Source organism: Xenorhabdus yunnanensis, from assembly GCF_028598805.1.
Taxonomy (GTDB): Bacteria; Pseudomonadota; Gammaproteobacteria; order Enterobacterales; family Enterobacteriaceae; genus Xenorhabdus; species Xenorhabdus yunnanensis.
This window is the reverse complement of sequence record NZ_JAQRFI010000024.1, coordinates 21095-38240: the sequence shown is the minus strand read 5'-3', so window position 1 is coordinate 38240 and position 17146 is coordinate 21095. Positions and strand designations below refer to the sequence as shown.

At 43.1% G+C, this 17146-nt stretch carries 16 protein-coding genes; 11 read left to right on the top strand and 5 right to left on the bottom strand.

From position 1 onward, the window contains the following. The first annotated feature begins 150 nt into the window (after positions 1-150). The 7 genes from PSI23_RS11645 (at position 151) to PSI23_RS11615 (ending at position 6182) form a co-directional block, all read left to right on the top strand. Positions 151-633: an MSMEG_0572/Sll0783 family nitrogen starvation response protein gene (locus PSI23_RS11645; protein WP_273555246.1), complete on the top strand. Its 483-nt coding sequence runs from the start codon at positions 151-153 to the stop codon at positions 631-633. 156 nt (positions 634-789) lie between these two features. Continuing rightward, positions 790-1782 carry a Nit6803 family nitrilase gene (locus tag PSI23_RS11640; protein WP_273555245.1) on the top strand — a complete coding sequence of 331 codons (993 nt, stop codon included), beginning with the start codon at positions 790-792 and terminating at the stop codon, positions 1780-1782. A 27-nt stretch (positions 1783-1809) separates the two neighbouring features. Beyond that, positions 1810-2925, top strand: coding sequence for an MSMEG_0568 family radical SAM protein (locus PSI23_RS11635; protein ID WP_373567320.1), 1116 nt, complete (start codon positions 1810-1812; stop codon positions 2923-2925). Between the two features lie 12 nt (positions 2926-2937). Further along, entirely contained in the window at positions 2938-3501 is a 564-nt protein-coding gene (locus PSI23_RS11630; RefSeq protein WP_273555244.1) for an MSMEG_0567/Sll0786 family nitrogen starvation N-acetyltransferase, read from the top strand. Beyond that, positions 3501-4532 carry a sll0787 family AIR synthase-like protein gene (locus PSI23_RS11625; protein WP_273555243.1) on the top strand — a complete coding sequence of 344 codons (1032 nt, stop codon included), beginning with the start codon at positions 3501-3503 and terminating at the stop codon, positions 4530-4532. Before PSI23_RS11630 ends, PSI23_RS11625 begins: the two co-directional genes overlap by 1 nt. Positions 4533-4589: 57 nt before the next feature. Beyond that, positions 4590-4880: an MSMEG_0570 family nitrogen starvation response protein gene (locus PSI23_RS11620; RefSeq protein WP_273555242.1), complete on the top strand. Its 291-nt coding sequence runs from the start codon at positions 4590-4592 to the stop codon at positions 4878-4880. A 12-nt stretch (positions 4881-4892) separates the two neighbouring features. After that, on the top strand, positions 4893-6182 hold the full coding sequence (locus PSI23_RS11615) for an MSMEG_0569 family flavin-dependent oxidoreductase (protein WP_273555241.1): 1290 nt from the start codon (positions 4893-4895) through the stop codon (positions 6180-6182). A 102-nt stretch (positions 6183-6284) separates the two neighbouring features. Here PSI23_RS11615 and kdsA read toward each other — a convergent pair whose 3' ends face one another. From kdsA to hemA, 5 genes are all read right to left on the bottom strand, one after another. Continuing rightward, positions 6285-7139: a 3-deoxy-8-phosphooctulonate synthase gene (gene kdsA / locus PSI23_RS11610; RefSeq protein ID WP_273555240.1), complete on the bottom strand. Its 855-nt coding sequence runs from the start codon at positions 7137-7139 to the stop codon at positions 6285-6287. Between the two features lie 104 nt (positions 7140-7243). Next, positions 7244-8053, bottom strand: a complete 810-nt coding sequence (sirB1, locus tag PSI23_RS11605) for an invasion regulator SirB1 (protein ID WP_273555239.1) — start codon at positions 8051-8053, stop codon at positions 7244-7246. Then, positions 8037-8912 carry a peptide chain release factor N(5)-glutamine methyltransferase gene (gene prmC / locus PSI23_RS11600; protein ID WP_273555238.1) on the bottom strand — a complete coding sequence of 292 codons (876 nt, stop codon included), beginning with the start codon at positions 8910-8912 and terminating at the stop codon, positions 8037-8039. The genes sirB1 and prmC overlap by 17 nt, the downstream gene beginning before the upstream one ends. Further along, the gene (prfA, locus tag PSI23_RS11595) at positions 8912-9994 is read right to left on the bottom strand and encodes a peptide chain release factor 1 (protein ID WP_273555237.1); all 1083 of its coding nucleotides are present in this window, start codon (positions 9992-9994) and stop codon (positions 8912-8914) included. Before prfA ends, prmC begins: the two co-directional genes overlap by 1 nt. A gap of 41 nt (positions 9995-10035) precedes the next feature. Then, positions 10036-11298 carry a glutamyl-tRNA reductase gene (gene hemA / locus PSI23_RS11590; RefSeq protein WP_273555236.1) on the bottom strand — a complete coding sequence of 421 codons (1263 nt, stop codon included), beginning with the start codon at positions 11296-11298 and terminating at the stop codon, positions 10036-10038. 303 nt (positions 11299-11601) lie between these two features. On the opposite strand from hemA, the gene lolB reads away from it, so the two are divergent. The 4 genes from lolB to PSI23_RS11570 all read left to right on the top strand — a co-directional run bounded on the left by lolB (position 11602) and on the right by PSI23_RS11570 (position 16877). Beyond that, positions 11602-12219 carry a lipoprotein insertase outer membrane protein LolB gene (lolB, locus tag PSI23_RS11585; protein WP_273555235.1) on the top strand — a complete coding sequence of 206 codons (618 nt, stop codon included), beginning with the start codon at positions 11602-11604 and terminating at the stop codon, positions 12217-12219. Continuing rightward, the gene (gene ispE, locus PSI23_RS11580) at positions 12220-13161 is read left to right on the top strand and encodes a 4-(cytidine 5'-diphospho)-2-C-methyl-D-erythritol kinase (protein ID WP_273555234.1); all 942 of its coding nucleotides are present in this window, start codon (positions 12220-12222) and stop codon (positions 13159-13161) included. It begins immediately after the preceding gene. 59 nt (positions 13162-13220) lie between these two features. After that, a complete protein-coding gene (gene prs, locus PSI23_RS11575; protein WP_273555274.1) occupies positions 13221-14168 on the top strand; it encodes a ribose-phosphate diphosphokinase in 948 nt (315 codons plus the stop codon). Between the two features lie 708 nt (positions 14169-14876). Continuing rightward, a complete protein-coding gene (locus tag PSI23_RS11570) occupies positions 14877-16877 on the top strand; it encodes an autotransporter outer membrane beta-barrel domain-containing protein (RefSeq protein WP_273555233.1) in 2001 nt (666 codons plus the stop codon). Positions 16878-17146: the final 269 nt, after the last annotated feature.

The window sequence follows — 17146 nt, the reverse complement described above, 5'->3', positions numbered from 1 at the left end:
ACAAAAAAATTTCAAAAGAAATTAAATAATATTTTTCAATGAGATAAAAACACACACTCTTCCCTCAATATAACTTGGCACAGTTTTCGCTTTAACTCCGGTAGAACACATGTTGATTCATTCCAAAATAGCATTTAATTAGGAGCTGTTATGCCAAAAGTTGATATCGAACAGTATAAAGATGGCGATTTTCTTGTTGATTATGAAGAAAAGGTGTTTGAAGACGTCAAAGCACAGCCGGGTGAAAAGGCATTGGTTACTTTTCATACTGTTGCATTTGAAGGGTCAATTGGCCTGATCAATGTGTTGCAGGCAAAGCGTTTATTGCGCAAGGGCTTTGAAACCAAAATATTGCTTTATGGCCCAGGTGTGCAGCTGGGTGTACAACGTGGTTTTCCAACTTTAGGAGCGGAAGCTTTTTCAGGCCATTTGACCGTCAATAATCAGTTGAAAGCCTTTATGGAAGAAGGTGGAGAAGTTTATGCCTGCCGTTTTGCGTTGCAAGCTATGTATGGTCAAACCGAAAAAGCGCTTATTCCGGGAATCCGCCCAATTAATCCATTGGATGTGATGGATTTAAAACTGCTGATGCGTCGTGACAATGCCTTAATCATTGATACTTGGACTGTCTAAGTAAGACATAAACTATTACCCAATGGATTTCAAGATGCATCGCGGCGGCAAGGGAACGAATCTCCGGTCACATAGTTAACTATGTGACCGGGGTGAGTGAGCGCAGCCAACAAAGAGGCAATTTGAAAGACGAAGGGTATATAAGGGGAATAAGACATGAACCGAATCATTAAAGCCGCCGCAGTGCAATGCAGTCCAGTGCTTTATAGCCAAGCCGCAACGGTAAAAAAAATCTGTGGCATTATTTCTGAGCTTGGAAAACAAGGAGTGCAATTTGCCGTCTTTCCTGAAACCGTAGTGCCTTATTACCCTTATTTTTCCTTTGTACAACCGCCATTTGCCATGGGCAAAGAACATTTAAAACTATTGAATGAATCAGTAGTTGTACCTTCAGAAGCAACCTTAGCGATTGGTCAAGCCTGTCTCGAGGCTGACATGGTGGTGTCGATTGGCATCAATGAACGTGCAGGCGGTACGATTTATAACGCACAACTGTTATTTGATGCCGATGGTTCAATCATTCAACATCGCCGCAAAATTACCCCAACTTACCATGAACGAATGGTATGGGGACAAGGTGATGGCAGTGGTCTGCGGGCCATTGATTCTGCTGTGGGGCGCGTTGGCTCATTGGCATGCTGGGAACATTACAACCCGTTGGCACGCTTTGCCTTGATGGCAGATGGTGAACAAATTCATGCTGCCATGTTTCCTGGTTCGTTGGTAGGACAGGTTTTTGCCGATCAAATCAGTGCAACCATTCAACACCATGCTTTAGAGTCCGGCTGTTTTGTGGTCAATGCCACCGCCTGGCTGCATCCCGAACAGCAACAACAAATTATGCAGGATACTGGCTGTAATATCGCTCCAATTTCAGGAGGATGCTTTACCGCCATTGTTTCTCCCGAAGGCAAGTTCTTAGCAGAACCACTCACGCAAAACGAAGGTTATTGCATTGCCGATCTGGATTTCAGCCTGATTGATAAACGCAAACGCATGATGGATTCAGTTGGACATTACAGCCGACCTGAATTGTTCAGCTTATTGATTGATCGTCGTCAGACACATGTATTACACGAGCTGCAAGCTGAAACGCCAGATCAAAGCCATCATGAAAAACTCTCAAAACTTAAAGAAGTACATATCTAAACCGCATTGATTAAATAGGGGGTAAGGATGTCTGCAATACAACGGTTGCCCGATCCACAATCATTGATTGATCCACAACTATTGACCGATTTGCAATGTAATGGCCTGAAATGGGAAGGCAAAGTTGGTTTGTCCCGTAAAGGTGGTGCAGGGCCAAGCGATCACAAGGCACTGAGTCTTAACGGGCAAACCATGATGATTCCTGTGCTAAACCTTGCAGCACAAGATTCGCCCTATACCGCAAAGCCTGAGACGAACTCCGACAAGGTGATTGTCTTTAAAAACCGGATCCCTGTGGCAACTTTAACTGCACCTGCACGACCACGTTTTTATGATTTAAAAACTGCCGAAGGTATTGCTTATGAGCAAATTGCGACCTTACACAGCCATGACGTATTAGCAACGACGGTGTTACAGCATTGCATTCGTATGAATGACCAAGCAACTGCATGCCAATTTTGTTCAATTGATCAGTCTGTAAAAAATGGTCGAACTTTGATCCGCAAGCATCCACAACAATTGGCAGAAGTCGCTAAAGCAGCCGTTGAGCTGGATGGTGTCAAACAAATGGTGATCACCACAGGTACACCAAATAAGGCGGATCGTGGTGCAAAAATTTTATATGACTCGGTTAAGGCGATTAAGGCACAGGTCGATTTGCCAATACAGGTACAGTGTGAGCCACCCGATGATTTTGCATGGTTTCAGCGTTTAAAAGACGCAGGTGCTGTGTCGATTGGAATGCACCTTGAAGCAGTAAGCGAGAGAATACGGCAGAAAATTATGCCCGGTAAAGCCGAAGTATCATTGGAAAAATATTTTGCCGCATTTGAGGCAGCCGTTGCCGTGTTCGGTCGGGGACAGGTCAGTACCTACATTTTGGCAGGTTTGGGCGACACCGAACCGGAAATTGTAGAGATGAGCGCCAAATTAACCAAAATTGGGGTGTATCCATTTGTGGTGCCGTTTGTGCCAATCCAAGGGACTCCATTGGAGCATCACCCTAAACCTGACCCAGCTTTTATGCAGTCGCTTTATCCTAAAATCGGACAACAACTCAAACAACATGGTTTGAACTCAGAAAATACTCAAGCAGGTTGTGCCAAATGTGGTGCTTGCTCTTCGCTGAAGGCATATGAATAAGGAAAATGTGATATGGAACTTTCTCACTATTCTTGGCGGCTTGAGTTAAATGAAAAGCTGAAAAAAATTCTTAGTGGCGACATTGTCATCAAAACTGTGTCGGAAGATTGGGAGCTTCGTCAATATTATGGTTTACGTGAAGCGACTTTCCGCGATGAACAGAAAATATTAAAGGAAGATCGTGATGAGTATGATTTTAAAGCATTAGGTATTATTGCCATTGGGAAAATATTCGGTGAGCATAACCGGGTGATTGGGGCGGTGCGGATCTTCCCTGATATTGAACAAACGTGGTATGGCGGGCGTTTATGCGTAGATCCTTTATATCGACATTACCATGCTATTGGTAAAGCGCTAATCAATGCAGCGGTATCGACGGCCAAAAACTTAGGCTGCCGTACTTTCTTAGCCACTGTGCAAAATCAAAATGAACGCTATTTCCAAAAATTGCGTTGGGATAGTTTGCGTCAATTAAGCATTGCCAACATTCCCCATATATTGATGCAGGCTCAGATTGAACATTATCCGTTACAGCATATCCCGATGCACGTCTATATGCAGAAGGAGGCGTGCTGATGGAACTCAATCAATTACTTGAAATGCTAAGACATACACCCGCTATGCAGTCCAAGCAGGCGATTTACAGTATTTCAGCCAATACAACTTGCCATGTGGATTCATTGGACAGCTTATATGCCTATCCCGGAGATGATACGGCGGCGCTATTATTAAATAATCAAACGTTATTAAATGAGCAATCATTAAATAGTCAATATATATTGCATGCCTGTGAAGGTATGTTGCCGAGTTTTGTAGCCAATCATCCTTATTTTGCCGGATGGTCAGCGGTTATGGCGAATATTAGTGATATTGCAGCAATGGGCGGTCGGTCAATGTCTGTTGTGAACAGTCTTTGGCATACCAGTAACGAACATACCCAACAGCTAATGCAAGGCATGCAGGATGCCTGTAATGCTTATGGTGTGCCATTAGTTGGTGGACATACCCATTTTGAAGCAGTTTCTCAACCCACTTTATCAGTTGCGATTCAAGGCATAGCGCGAAGACTGCTCTCGGTATTGCATGTTAAACCCCAACAAAAAATTCTGATTGCTTTAAATCTACAAGGACAATTCCATCCCAATACCACTTATTGGAAATGCTTTGAACGTGTATCTGCCCGAATTTTACAGTCACAAATTGCCTTGCTGCCGCAATTGGCAGAGAAAAATCTGGCTCATTCCGCCCGTGATATTAGCAATGCCGGCATTTTAGGCAGTTTGTTGATGCTGCTCGAAGCTACAACATCAGGTGCAGATATCAACTTAGATGCCATTCCTAAGCCTGATGATGTGGATTGGTTTAAATGGCTACAAATTTTCCCCAGTTTTGGTTTCTTACTAACTGCCGATGTAGATAAATGTGAAGAAATTATCAGGCTGTTCCACAGTCAGGGCATTGCCTGCTCGGTAATTGGTGAAACCAATGTCAGCGGTGTGATTGCAGTACAGCAGAAGCAACAGAAACAGCAAAGCATATTTTGGGATTTTAACAGCCAAGTATTTACCGGTTTTTGTTATGTTAATGTCTTAAAAAAAATATCTTAAAAAAATTAGCTTGAGAAAAATTAGTTTCAAAAAAAAGAGTCAGCAGGAGTTTATGTTATGCCCAGTGTGAATTTTACCGTGAAGTGGCCTAATGACGAGCTGTTTCAATATTACTCCCCTTCAACGGCGATTTATGAATATCTGTCCATTGGTCAGCGTTATCCAAGTGCGCAGTTTTTGCATCAAGTTGAAAATGGCCTGCACGCCGCATCAGAAAGAGTACATGCACGTTATGGCTTTACCTGTAGTTCAGCTATGGACAATCTGGCGATGATCAAACGCCAAATCAAAATTTTCGGGCTAAGCCCAGAAGATCAAATTGAAGTCATTGAAATGAAGAATAAATGAGAAGGATGTTCCATGTTAAATATCCAAAATCAAATGTTACAACCAAGTTATGATGTAGTGATTGTGGGTGGTGGTCAGGCAGGTTTATGTATCAGTCACTATTTGCAGAAAGCAGGCATTAACCATGTGGTCTTGGAAAAAGAAACTGGGTTGACCCATAGCTGGCGCCGTAAACGTTGGGATAATTTTACCTTGGTAACCCCTAACTGGCAGTGCTTATTACCTGAACATCCTTACCAAGGGCAAGACCCTGATGGCTTTATGATAAAGCATGAAATAGTGGAATATTTCGATACATTTATTAAAAAACTCAATCCCCCTGCCATTCTAAATATTCAGGTAGAACATGTGAAAAAAGTGGCAGCACATAAGTTTGTCATTAAAACCAATCACGGTACAACCACCGCCAAACAGCTTGTGGTCGCAGCAGGCGGGTATCACACCCCGATTTACCCAAAACTAAATGATACCTTGCCTGAGTATATAAAAGTGATGCATTCGGAAGAATATTTAAACGCCGATCAACTGCCTGAAGGTGCGGTGTTGGTGGTCGGATCAGGGCAGTCCGGCGCACAGATTGCCGAAGATTTGCATCTGGCAGGCAAGAAAGTCTATTTATCGACAGGTGATGCACCACGTTGTGCTCGATTCTATCGCGGTAAAGATGTGATGAAGCGGCTATTCGATATGGGTTATTACGAAACTACTGTCAAAGATCATCGTTATAGTGAAGAAGTACGTAATAGTACCAACCACTATGTCACGGGACGTGACGGTGGGCATGATATTGACCTGCGTAAATTTGCTTTAGAAGGTATGCAGTTGTTCGGACGTTTTGATGATTTTAAAGATGGTCAGCTCTGGTTTAGACCTGATTTATCAGAAAATCTCGATCGTGCTGATGCCACTTATAATCGTATTAATGCCTCAATTGATGAATATTTAGATAAAAATAATATTGCAACCAATGAACCTGCATCAGTGTATCAGCCTGTTTGGCATCCTGAGCAGGAAATCACACACATTGATTTAGCAAAAGAAAATATTACTTCAGTGATTTGGTGTATCGGTTTTAGACCTGATTATTCATGGATTGATTTAGATATTTTTCAGGCTAATGGTTATCCGAGACATGACCGTGGAATTACTATTGATCCGGATGTCACGTTTATTGGTTTGCCGTGGTTATATACATGGGGTTCCGGGCGTTTTCTGGGGATCGATCAAGATGCCGCTTATGTGGTGCAGCATATTGAGCAACAAATTCGTGGCAACGCAGACAACTTAACATCTTGTGGATGAAATATCCCAAAACTGGGGAAATAAAAAAATTAGCGGTTACAGAACAAAATACCTGTAACCGCTTTACCAAACTTTATCAAGAAACCCTGACGGATTGAGTGATTATTTGTCGGTATCCAGATCTGGGAAATTTTTCACCACATCATCAATAGCTTTCATCTGCATCAGGAATGGTTCCAGTTTTGCCAGAGGCAATGCCGATGGGCCATCACATCTTGCATTTTCTGGTTCAGGATGAGCTTCAAGGAACAGCCCCGCAATCCCCACCGCCATACCAGCACGCGCCAATTCAGACACTTGCGCACGGCGACCACCGGAAGCTGCACCTAATGGATCACGGCACTGTAAAGAGTGAGTAACGTCAAAAATAACTGGTGAACCATTAGTTGCCTGCTTCATGACACCAAAACCCAACATATCAACCACCAGATTGTCGTAACCAAAGTTACTGCCGCGGTCACACAAGATAACCTGATCGTTGCCACCTTCCTTAAATTTCTCAACGATATTACCCATTTGACCCGGGCTGACGAACTGAGGTTTTTTGACGTTGATGATTGCGCCTGTTTTAGCCATCGCTTCAACCAGATCGGTCTGGCGAGCAAGAAAAGCAGGAAGCTGGATTACATCAACCACATCTGCAACAGGTTGGGCTTGCGCAGGTTCATGCACATCAGTGATGATTTTCACGCCGAAAGTCTGCTTCAGCTCCTGAAAGATTTTCATTCCCTCTTCTAAACCCGGCCCACGGTAGGAATGGATCGAGGAACGGTTAGCCTTATCAAAAGATGCCTTGAAAACATAAGGAATGCCCAGTTTTTGCGTTACGGTCACATAGTACTCACAAATACGCATTGCCAAATCCCGTGATTCAAGGACATTCATACCACCAAACAGTACAAAAGGCAGATCATTTGCGACCTTGATGTCACCAATATTAACCACTTTCTGTTGCATGCTTATACCTTCTCTTGTTAAGGGCAAATAAATTTGCAGTATTCATAAAAAATAAATAAGGAGCAAAGAAATCCCGTCTTATGACGACATTCTTATAACGACATTTAATGGAGGATAATCGCTCTCTGCTCAATGGAGTTAATCTGCATTTTTAGCATTTCTGAGACAGGATCCTCAGGGCAGTGCTCCACGAAATAACTTAAATCCGAGACAGCAATGTGACTACAGTCGAGCTGTGCATAGATCAGCCCTCGGTCACGGATTTCATACGGATCATCGGGGTCAAACATCAGCACGATTTCGTTGGCTTTAAGTGCCAACTCCATCTTTTTCTCTTGCATCAAGGAAACTTTGATGGTGTCGGTAACTTTTCGCACAACACTGGCATTATCGGCTTCCTGTAAGTCTTTATTTTCCAAGCAAACCGTCGGGCCGATATTGCCTTTCAACCAGACATCAAGTGTATGTTCGTTGAGCGTATCGCCATTCATTGGATTAATAAACCATGTTGGCTCATCAGTTAAATCAATTCGCAAGATTAACTGGGTCGGGAATATGACAGGCTGTACGGGTAATCCCAGCGCCTGAGCAATGTGTGAAAATACCGTCCCCAATGCTACGGGTGCGCCTTGATGTGAATGCAGTACATGATCCAACCATAGAGTATCAGACAAACAATACACCCCATTCGCTCCGCGAAATTTCCACTCTCGATAAAAAAGCGTCAATAACGATTGCAATTTTGTTTTAGTGTCAGTTATGGAGGAAAGTTTTTGCTGTGCTTCTTCAACCAAGGCGGTTAATTGCTCAGTCACTAATATTTGAGGAAAATCAGGACGAATGGCCCGTGTTACTAGAATAATACCGTCTATCAGGGAAGCATTATTGAATTCATAATTAACTATGGTTTTCATTTTTATTCCATCGACCTGCCGTGATACGTTCGTTACCACCATAATCCTGAAAGGTCTCTATCTGTTGATAACCTTTTTCCAAAAATAGGTTTCTGACAACGATTCCCTGTTTCCAGCCATGCTCCAATAATAGCCATCCATTCGGTAACAGGAAGTGGCGAGCCTGTTCCACAATTGTCTGCAAATCTGCCATGCCATTTTGGGCAGCAATCAATGCAGTGGCCGGTTCAAACCTGACATCTCCTTCACGCAGATGAGGATCAAGCTCATCAATATACGGAGGATTACTGACAATCATATCAAATTGTCGTTTCCTAACTGCTGAGAACCACTCACTTTGCAAAAAATCCACATTATGGAAAGGTTGATTACGGCAAGATAGCTTTTCAGCATTTTTTTCAGCATTGTGCTGTGCCAATGCTACAGCATCAGGATTGATATCCACCCCTGTTATATGGCAATCATGCCGCTCACTCGCCAATGCCAATGCAATAGCCCCCGTTCCCGTACCAAGATCCAGAATCTGTGCAGGTAAGTCAGGCAGCAATTCCAAGGCTTTTTCAACTAAGCATTCCGTATCAGGGCGTGGGATTAAGGTTGCTGGTGATACCGCAAGGGGTAACGACCAAAATTCGCGTTCCCCTACAATATAAGCAATCGGCTCTCCCTGAATGCGGCGAGCCAGAAAAGCCTCAAGTTGGCTGGCTTCTTCGGGGGAAATAGGCGTTTCATTGAATGCAATCAAATAAGTGCGGGAACGCCCTGTTACGTATTGCAACAAAATTTCTGCATCACGCTTAGGACTGTCACTTTCAGTCAACTGCATAGCCGCATGCTGGAGCCAATGTTGATAATTCATCAATCCTGCTCTGACAATGCAGATAATTGGTCCGCTTGATATTCAGTAATGATAGGCTGGATAAGCATGTCCAGTTTACCTTCCATCACTTCTTCAAGACGATATAACGTTAGGTTGATACGGTGATCGGTAACCCGTCCCTGTGGGAAGTTATAAGTGCGGTTGCGATCTGAACGGTCGCCAGAACCGAGCAAATTACGGCGTTCAGAAGCCTCGGCTTCCTGACGCTTTCGCATCTCAGCGGCACGAATACGCGCAGCCAGCACAGACATCGCTTTTGCTTTATTTTTATGTTGTGAACGCTCATCCTGACATTCCACAACAATTCCCGTTGGAAGGTGGGTAATTCGAATTGCAGAGTCAGTGGTATTGACGTGCTGCCCACCCGCACCGGAGGAACGAAAAGTGTCAATTTTCAGATCGCTTGGGCTGATTTCCGGTAATTCCGCTTCTGGAATTTCTGGCAGAATAGCCACTGTACAAGCAGAAGTGTGAATACGCCCCTGAGATTCGGTTTCCGGCACACGCTGAACACGATGACCGCCAGACTCAAATTTCAGGTGACCATAAACTTGCTCACCAGAAATTTTGGCAATCACTTCTTTATATCCACCATGTTCGCCTTCATTGGCGCTCATGATCTCAACTTTCCAACGGCGGGATTCTGCATAACGGCTGTACATGCGGAATAAATCCCCGGCAAATATTGCAGCTTCATCACCACCGGTTCCAGCACGAACTTCAAGGAAACAGTTGCGTTCATCATCCGGATCTTTTGGTAATAACAGCACTTGCAGTTGCTGTTCCAACTCTCCATTACGAATTTTTGCGCCCTTGAGTTCTTCCTGCGCCATTTCCCGCATTTCGGGATCATCAAGCATCATCTCGGCTGTTTCTATATCATCCTGAACGCTTTTCCACGCTTTAAAACAGTTAGTCACATCAGTCAATTGAGCATATTCTTTTGAGAGTGCCCGAAAACGCTCTTGATCAGTGATCACTTCAGCATCACCGAGGTGAGCCAAAACTTCTTCATGGCGTTCTTGTAATGCTTCCAATTTAGCGACAATAGAAGGCTTCATTCGTAATATCAGACCTTATTTAGAATAGGTTTAGAATAGGGTTAGTTATGATCCAGCCCAAGGCTGTCCCGTAATAGATTCAGGCGTTCCACATCGCCATCGCTGGCAGCTTGTTGGAGAGATTTAGTCGGTGTGTGGATCAGACGATTCGTCAATTGATGGGTCAATTGGTTAATGATCTGTTCAGCATCAGCACCCTGCCTTATGGACATCAATGCTTTTGCTGTCATCTCAGCCCTGATTTTCTCTGCTTGTTCCCGATATTCGCGAATTGTATTAACAGCACCTTGAGAACGCAACCAATCCATGAAATGGCTGCTTTCTTGTTGAACAATACCTTCTGCAACAACCGCCGCAGCTTTGCGTTGGGCAAGATTTTGCTGAATGATAGCCTGTAAGTCATCCACGCTGTACAGATAAACATCACTCAATTTTTCAACATCCGGCTCAATATCACGGGGAACGGCAATGTCAATCAGCAGCATCGGCTGGTTGCGTCGTAATTTCAACGCCCTTTCGACCATGCCTTTGCCAATGATCGGCAAGGGGCTGGCAGTGGAGCTAATTACAATATCAGCTTCGGCCAATCGGGTATCGATATCCGGTAGGGAAATGACTTCTGCATTGACTTCACTGGCAAGCATTTGTGCACGTTCTTTCGTGCGATTGGCGATCATCATGTGATGCACACCATGTTCTTTGAGATGTCGGGCTACCAGTTCAATCGTCTCCCCTGCCCCCACCAACAGGATATTCAGTTGGGAAAGGGATTCGAAAATTTGTCGTGCCAGTGTGCAAGCAGCAAATGCCACGGAAACGGCATTTGCACCAATTTCCGTTTCTGTTCTGACCCGCTTGGCCACCGAGAAAGATTTTTGGAACAAGCGTTCCAGTTCACCTGACAGTGATTGATAACTTTGTGACTCAGCAAAGGCCTTTTTCACTTGTCCTAAAATCTGCGGCTCGCCCAATACCAGAGAATCCAGGCCGCTGGCGACCCGCATCAAATGGCTGACGGCCTCATTATCCACATGCCAATAGAGGCTTTGTGTTAAATCATCAGGATTAAGCCGATGATATTTACATAGCCAATTAATTAACTGTTCTTTAAAATTACCCTGCTGCTCAACGCTGAGGTAAAGCTCCGTGCGGTTGCAGGTGGACAGCACAACGCCGCCTCGCACCAGTGGTTGCTGGAGCAAGTCATCAAGCGCTAGCCCTATCGTGTCAGGAGAAAAGGCCACCCGCTCACGTAAGGAAACAGGTGCTGTTTTATGGTTGATACCGAGTGCTAATAAAGTCATCTTAACTGCATTGAGTTATCACAGGGGGCAAGGTCATGATGATATTAATAATTATTCTCATAAACTCATACCCTTCACAAGGACTCTCATTAGTCGAGCATTCTACTTGATGCATCAGTTCAATAAAAGTCAATCGGACGGTTCTACGATAATTTATTCGAGAATTCTTACCAAATTTTCGCTAAATTACCCTCCTGATTATAAACTGGGGTGACACACCCTAAATTGTCATATTTAAATACTGCCATATTTACAACCAATAAAATTCAAGTTTCAAACTTTCCTACCACCAAGGGTTACCGTATGAAAATGTCTTCGTTTTTTCGCTTACTTCCCCTCTCCGGTGTTTTACTGACGGCCTGTACAATCACACAACCCCCAATGGGCACGGGATCAGCGGATACCCCACAATGGCATGCCCGTGAACAACAACTGGAAAAGCTGGAGCATTACCAAACCCGAGGTTCTTTCGCTTATCTGGCAAATGAAAGAAAAGTGTATGCTCGTTTTTTCTGGCAACAATATTCGCCTGACAATTATAAATTACTGCTGCTCAACCCACTGGGTACAACAGAATTGGAATTATTCGTCGAACCGAACATGATTCAAGTCACTGACAATAACGGTAAAAAATATCTCAGTGATGAACCAGAATCTTTAATTTACCAGCTTACCAATATGAATATCCCTTTGGATAACCTAAAAAGTTGGATTATCGGTCTGCCCGGCAGTACCAAAGATTTTCAGTTGGATGCCAACTACCTGCTTAAATCCGTGAGTGACAAACAAAATGGTGAAGTTTGGCGAGTCAATTATCAGGGATACGATACATCGATCACACCAGCCTTACCCACCCGACTGGAGCTTACCCAAGGAAAAAACCGCATAAAATTAAAAATGGATAACTGGACGATTCAATAAATGACTGTAACCTGGCCCTCTCCGGCAAAATTGAATTTATTTTTGTATATCACAGGACAACGACCTGATGGCTACCACGAACTGCAAACGCTGTTCCAATTTCTGGATTATGGCGATGAAATCACCATTTCACCGCGTCAAGATAATGAAATCCGCTTACTGACTCCGGTTGCAGGCGTAGCCCATGATGATAATTTGATCGTGCGGGCAGCCCAATTATTGCAGAATCATATATTACAAAAACGCACACTATTACAAAAAAACACGCTATTACAAAAAAATACATTGCAGAATCGCAATGAGAATGCTCAATTCGGAACTGAATGTTTGGGGGCCGATATTCACATCGATAAATGCCTGCCTATGGGCGGAGGCTTGGGAGGCGGCTCTTCCAATGCTGCGACGGTATTGGTTGCCCTGAACCATCATTGGCAAGCCAATCTGTTCGATGATGAACTGGCACAGCTTGGAGTCTGTCTTGGCGCAGATGTTCCCGTATTTGTCAAAGGTCATGCTGCTTTTGCCGAAGGTATTGGGGAAAAACTCCAGCCTGCCTCACCAGAAGAGAAATGGTTTTTGGTTGCCCACCCCGGAATTGAGATATCAACTCCGACGATCTTCACAGATCCTGAATTAAAAAGAAACTCTCCAATTCGCACTCTACCCGCATTATTACAGGCACCATTTGCAAATGATTGTGAACTAATCGCAAGAAAACGTTTTCGTAAGGTTGAACAGCTTCTTTTATGGCTGCTAGAATATGCACCGTCACGCCTGACCGGAACCGGTGCATGTGTTTTCGGCGAGTTCGAATCAGAAGCATCGGCCCGTAAGGTGTTAAATCAAGCCCCAGAGTGGATGCAGGGCTTTGTTGCGCGTGGCGCTAACATTTCTCCGTTGCATACATTCCGCTCTGGGATACCCGTGTTATTGAACCAATGAGCAATGTTTGTTTGATTGGTCAACAATATCTCTCTGGACGCAAGCCTGAGGTTTTTCTCGTGCCCGATATGAAGCTTTTTGCTGGTAATGCTACACCTGAACTAGCACAACGTGTTGCCAACCGCCTGTACACTACCCTGGGAGACGCTGCTGTCGGTCGTTTTAGCGACGGTGAAGTCAGCGTTCAAATCAATGAAAATGTACGCGGTGGTGATGTTTTCATCATCCAGTCCACTTGTGCACCAACCAACGACAACCTGATGGAATTAGTCGTTATGGTCGATGCGTTACGTCGTGCTTCTGCTGGTCGTATTACCGCTGTTATTCCTTATTTCGGTTATGCTCGTCAGGATCGCCGTGTCCGTTCAGCACGTGTACCTATCACTGCCAAAGTGGTCGCAGACTTTCTGTCCAGCGTTGGTGTGGACCGTGTTCTTACCGTTGACCTACACGCCGAGCAGATCCAAGGTTTCTTTGATGTGCCAGTTGATAATGTATTTGGTAGCCCAATTCTTCTGGAAGATATGCTCCAGAAAGGTCTGGAAAACCCGATTGTTGTCTCTCCAGATATCGGTGGTGTTGTGCGCGCTCGTGCAATTGCCAAACTGCTGAATGATACAGATATGGCTATCATTGATAAACGTCGCCCACGTGCAAACGTTTCTCAAGTTATGCATATCATTGGTGATGTTGCAGGCCGTGATTGCGTTCTGGTTGATGACATGATCGATACAGGTGGCACATTATGCAAAGCAGCTGAAGCATTGAAAGAGCGTGGAGCAAAGCGTGTATTTGCTTATGCAACCCACCCTATTTTCTCTGGCAACGCAGTGGAAAACATCAAGAACTCAGTGATCGATGAATTTATTGTCTGTGACACAATTCCTCTGTCTGATGAGATCAAGGCGTTGAACAAAGTTCGTACTTTAACACTGTCTGGTATGCTTGCTGAAGCTATTCGCCGTATCAGCAATGAAGAGTCTATCTCAGCTATGTTTGAGCATTAATGTTTAAACACGAATGTTTAAGCTTTAGCGTTAATATTAAGCGCTAACTTATTCAAATGATTAAATAAATTATTGCCTGAAAAACCCCGTGGCTGCATTTGCAGCGGCGGGGTTTTCTGTTTATTTTACATGTATAAATAATATTTTCATTAAAAATGAATAACACCAATAGATATTAAAATTGGGTTAATAATTAATTTTATCAATAAGTTAACCTAAACATCGTAAATCGCTCTCAACAAAATAATATGGTTATTTTACATACAAACTAAAATTAATATCTCATAATCATTTCAGTTCATCTGGTACGTCCAGTTGTCAAACCTTCTCACAATACTGGTGTCATTGAATAGTTGCTGCTAACCTTTTAAAAAATCAGTGATGGTAGATTTTATTTCCTTACGTCACACAGTCGTATCGAAAAACAAATATTGTTGCCTAACTTTAAAAATAAATTTTTCTAATAAATCGACAACTGAGAGTGAAGTGATAATTCTTTTAGTTTTAATCTAACTAAGGTTATTTTTCATCAGGCTATTTTAGGAAGTATTTAAGAGTTGGGCGTTTTAACATCACATTTTATATAAAAAATCAGAAGCAATACATATCAGCACCTCCAACTTCCTCAGGGAAGAATCACTGGATACTTTTTTATTCAAAGGCGAGATGCTGATCAATAACAAAAACTACTTTTTAAGGAGAGTGCCAATGAAAAAGGCATTTTTATTCACACCTGCACTGTTAGCACTTTCAATCAATGCCATTTCTAATGCTAATGCTTATTCCTATGACAAAGTCTATGTCTTTGGTGATAGCCTGAGTGATGGCGGGAATAACGGAAGATATACGACAGATGGAAAAACCAGCCAGTTATACGATGAGTATATTGCTAAACAACTCACGGGGACTGATCTAACGCCATCCATTAAAAAAGATGGAACTAATTATGCTCAAGGTGGTGCAACAGCTCTAAAAATACTACGCCAAGATCCTAAATTGAATGCTTTTAACCCCAATACAAAAGAACAAGTTGAACATTATTTCAATAAGCATAATCAGCAAGCAGACTCCAACGGCATCTATATCCATTGGGTAGGTGGCAATGATCTTGCCGAGGCTTTAATTGCTGGTCAGAAAGATCCTTTTAAGGCCGTTGAAATTGTTGATACCAGCGCTACCGAAGCCTCTAATCAAATCAATAAACTTGTCGAAAAAGGTGCTGGTTTAGTTATTGCCCCAACCGTTCCTGATGTTGGAATTACCCCTAAGCTACTGGAAAGCCTAATAGAAACAGGTTTAAAAGATAAAGGGATTCCTGAAGATGAAATCAATTCTATTTTGCAAGAAGTTCATTCAGAAATTAATAAACATGAAATCCCCAATGGTGCAGCTCGCGAGCTTGCACTAAAAAACATTTTTTATACGTTAGCACAAAAAGGTGCAAAATTAATTCCAGGAGCTTCTGCTGACCAAATTGAAAAAGAACTTACAGAGGGCTATGAAAAAGTTAGCAAAGATGCTTCAAAACTCACTGATACATACAACAATCTAGTCGACGAAAAAATCAGCGAAAAAAATGGCAATATCCTGCGTGCTGATATCAATGGCCTGCTGAATGAAGTAATCGCCAACCCTCTGATTTATGGCATCCACAATACGTTGGGTTATGCCTGTGAACAAGGAAAAAGTGCTGCTGAATGTACCTCTAAAAATTCAGGATTCACAAAGGATAAACAGTTCTTATTCTCCGATAACTTCCACCCAACGCCGTTGGGACACAAAATAATGGGTCAATATATTACCTCTATTTATAATGCGCCATCACAGGTATTGACCCTGAACCAGGTTAACCGTGCACCAGTTAAAAGTGCCCTCTCTTCCCTTGATGGTCACCTGCAACAACTGCGCAATGGCGGCAATGCTCAGGGCAAAATCGGCGTCTTTGGTGGCTATACTGGCAGCCAGAACAAAACCTTTACACTGGGTGGCGACTATCAGCTGATAGATAATCTGCTGTTGGGTGCAATGTACTCTGACTATAAAGATGAGCGCACTCCTGCCGCTAATTTCTCTTACGAAGGACGTGGGCATGTTCTGACAGCTTATACGTTGTGGAACTACTATAACAACGGTTGGCTGAGCGGTGACGTCCATTATTCGCGCACCAATTATGACAGCCTGACCCGTGCCATCCAGCTTGGCAACGCCACCCGCAGGGAAACAGGTTCTAGCACGGGTAAACAGTGGGGAGCTCGAATTACCGCTGGTTGGGATATCCCTGTCACTAACTATCTGACCACCAGTCCAATCGCCCAATATGCTTGGAGCAAAGGTGAAATCGATGGCTACCGTGAATCCGGCAACAATAACACTTCTATGAATTTTAGCGATCAAGACTATACTTCTAAAGTTGGAACACTGGGCTGGCGAGTAGATACTAAATTTGGTCGTTTCAATCCTTATACCTCTGTTCAGCTCAATCATCAATTTGGCGATACAAGCTATAAACTGCGCAGTGCCATTAACTCCACCAAAACTTCTTTTGTGCAGGAAAGTGGTAAACAGAGCACTAATTGGCGCCAATATACTGTCGGTATGAACGCAAACCTGTTCAATAACTTGCGTGGATTTGCTTCCGTGACTCGCAATGAGGGCAGTGCCCAAGATCCTAACTATAATTTCAGTTTTGGCATCAATGCTAGTTTCTAATACTGTGTAAATAAGACGATATTAATAAACTATCGAACAACAGAAAGGGAACTTTCACTCAGAGACGCAGGGCAATAAATATTATTGCCCTGCGTTTTTGTTTAATTATAAATTAATTCTGTTATTAACATTTTGTTGAATTTTCGTATATATAAATGGAAGTAATATCTAACTGAAATACGCAGGAAATCAGTCATCAACCAGAGAAATAATTGAATGATCTTTTAACTCAATGTGTTGAACTGATGCCAAAATAACATGCTGTTTTT